Origin of the sequence: Flagellimonas abyssi (genome assembly GCF_019457905.1) — a bacterium.
Lineage (GTDB): Bacteria > Bacteroidota > Bacteroidia > Flavobacteriales > Flavobacteriaceae > Flagellimonas > Flagellimonas abyssi.
The window spans coordinates 1-614 of the sequence record NZ_JAHZSV010000101.1 but is presented as its reverse complement, the minus strand read 5'-3'; the positions used below and the strand labels follow the sequence as shown (position 1 = coordinate 614).

The following is a 614-nucleotide window of genomic DNA, read 5'->3' as shown; positions in this document are numbered from 1 at the left end:
CTCTGTACACTTTCGCCAAAGCACAGTTCGCTGTTGATGGCCAGGGCATCAAAATGGTTTTCGCCAATATTGACGCTTTTTTTGTCCAGTAAAATATCGGTATCATAGCCTTCATTAAAACCGTTGAAGTAATTGTTTGTCATTTGCTGAATGTCGCCCGCTTTAAGCGAAACAAAATCCATCTTTCGGCTATTGTTGATGAAGGAAACTGAATCACTTACCGAGTTGGCGAAATTCTTAATATTGTCATCCAGTTCCTGTACGATTCCCTTTGAAATTTTTCTGAATGGGTTGACATATTTAGGATTGTTTAGAGCCTTATTCTTGGTCAGGATGAAAAACAAATAGCAGCTGTGCTCGATATGTCCACGACCTTTAAAATGTTCGTGGGTAGCCTTTTCCAAAAAAGTTGTATTCGGAAGTTGTTCTGAAGTATATGATTTCTTGAGATAGATATCCTGTTTATGAACTACAGTGCCAACTGGCAATGACTTTAATGCCTGAAACCAAGCACCGTGCATATCCTCAAAATCCTTTTCAGATAAGGAATAGATTTCTGGTAGATTACCTTTGTAGCACAGAATAACATTGCCATTATTGGCAAATACGATATT

Annotated in this window: 1 pseudogene; it reads right to left on the bottom strand. The window is 38.1% G+C overall.

The features are described from left to right. Positions 1–614: pseudogene (locus K1F36_RS19990) on the bottom strand (TraG family conjugative transposon ATPase); the annotation flags it as partial.